We start from the raw sequence: 1873 nt of genomic DNA, 5'->3' as shown, positions 1-1873 counted from the left end.
CAGCGTTCTGGGCGCCCGCCGGCGCCCCCACGGGCTTGTCGCTGTGGTTCTGGTCCATCGGTCTGACCTCCGGTTGCGGTGACCTCTACCGCAGCCGGCTGTCTCATCGAACCGTGCCGCACCCCACTCGAGGCCATGCACTTCGGCGTAGGCAGCGCGCCTGAGGCCGCTGTCGCGCCAAGCCTGCACATGATCACGCCAGAACGCGTGTCGGCCGGCGGCGGGAGGTCGCAGGGGCGACGGGCTCGAGGGGGCGGCCGTCTGCGCAGGATCCGGTTCCTTGGGTGCGACGATCCGGATGTGGTCAGGGTAGTGCAGCGGCTGGCGTGCGCCTGGTGCGGCGCGGCCCTTGGTGGGAAAGCTGCTCATCTTGCGCTTCACCACGCGTGGGTTGTGCCGGCCGCGGCTTTGCTCGGCCGGCACGGCGAGGATCTCGATCAGCACCATCTGCTGCATCTGCCGGCGCTGCCGAGGGGAAAAACGCAGCGTGAAAGGGCAGATGCCGCCGGACCACGCGAACGGTGTGCAGGAAAGACAGCTGGTCGGGGTCGCAGCCGTTCTGCCGACTGGCCTCGTACATCAGCTGGCGCAGCGCCAGGTGGACCAGCAGCAGGCCGTAGACCTCCTGCTCGACCAGGTCGGCGCGACGGCTGCGTAGCATCAGCCGCTCGCCCGGCAAGCTCACCTTGAGCTCGGCGAAGGTGCCCTCGCTCTCCCACCTCTCGTGGTACAAGGCGGCCAGTTCCGCGGCCGGCGCCGCCGCGGGGTCGAGCAAGGTGGTGACCAGCCGGTACAGCGGCTCCGCCCCCGGCACGCCCTCCAGGCGGTACTCGATGACCCGCACCACAAGGCCGTCCTCGTCGCGGCGGCGGTGCGCCGGCGAGGCATAGAGCCGGCTCAGGTACGAGCCGTCGGCCAGACGCTGCCGGCAGGGCAGGACCTGGTTGGCGCGCAGTCGCCACAGCAGGTTGGCGCCGCTGGTCGCGGCCTCCCGCCACAGCTCGAAGCCGACAAAGGCGCGGTCGGCCAGGCACAGCATCTCCGGGCGCAGCTGCGCCAGCAGGGCCGGCGCCAGCCGGACCTCGCTGGCATCATAGCGGTCCAACGCCACGGCGAAGATCGCGTGGGTGCCGCATTCCGTCAGGCTCAGCAGCTGCAGCTGCGGGTAGCTGCTGGTCCCGCGTGAGGCGCCTGGCCGGCCATAGCGTACCTCGAGCTCAGGCGCGTCCGGCAGATCGAGGGTGGTGCCGTCCAGGCTGACCAATCGGCAGCCGCGGAACCATGCCCCGGGCGCCCCCGGGGTGGCGAAGGGACGGGCGAGGCGCTCGAAGAGCACCCGCACCGGGGCCGCGCCCAGCCGCACACGGGCCCGGGTGACAGCCGACTTCGTCGCCACCGCCAGCTTGGCGCCGCCCAGCCGCAGCCAGCGCACGCCCTCCAGCAAGCCGCGCAGCACCTCGCCGTAGGAGGACTGCGCGTACAGCGCCAGCGCCATGACGTAGTAGACCACCAGGCGCGCCGGCAGCTGCCGCTGACGCTGGCTCTGCCGGCCGGTCTCGGCCAGCACGGCGTCCACCAGCGCCGCCGGCACCGTGGCCGTCAAAACGCCAAGGCTGACCTGGTCACTGATCCGGGTGCCATTCGGCAAGCGCGTCGCTTTGCGGACCATTGCTTGGTCCTCCCGCAGGGGTCAGCGGTCCCACAGCCCAACTTCGCTAGCCAGATCGACCAAAGTCAACGGTATTGGGGCTAGGGCCTGTTAGCTCCTGAGCCAATCGAAGGTGGCAGCGAGGGATAGGACGCCGAGGAATGATCGGGCGGTTTTCTCGTAGCGGGTGGCCACGGCGCGCCATTCCTTGAGGCGCGCCCAGAG

Annotated in this window: 1 protein-coding gene and 1 pseudogene; both read right to left on the bottom strand. The window is 70.7% G+C overall.

Features of this window, described 5'->3' with window-relative positions:
• Positions 1 to 472 precede the first annotated feature (472 nt).
• Positions 473 to 1669 (bottom strand): annotated as a pseudogene (locus ACFQS7_RS30840) (IS4 family transposase); the annotation flags it as partial.
• A 90-nt stretch (positions 1670 to 1759) separates the two neighbouring features.
• Positions 1760 to 1873 (bottom strand): transposase (locus ACFQS7_RS30835; protein ID WP_380070905.1); only part of this gene is annotated, 114 nt, incomplete at its 5' end.

Origin of the sequence: Dankookia sp. GCM10030260, from assembly GCF_042666655.1 — a bacterium.
Lineage (GTDB): Bacteria > Pseudomonadota > Alphaproteobacteria > Acetobacterales > Acetobacteraceae > Paracraurococcus.
The sequence above is the reverse complement of the archived record's forward strand: the minus strand, read 5'-3'. Positions and strand labels throughout refer to the sequence as shown.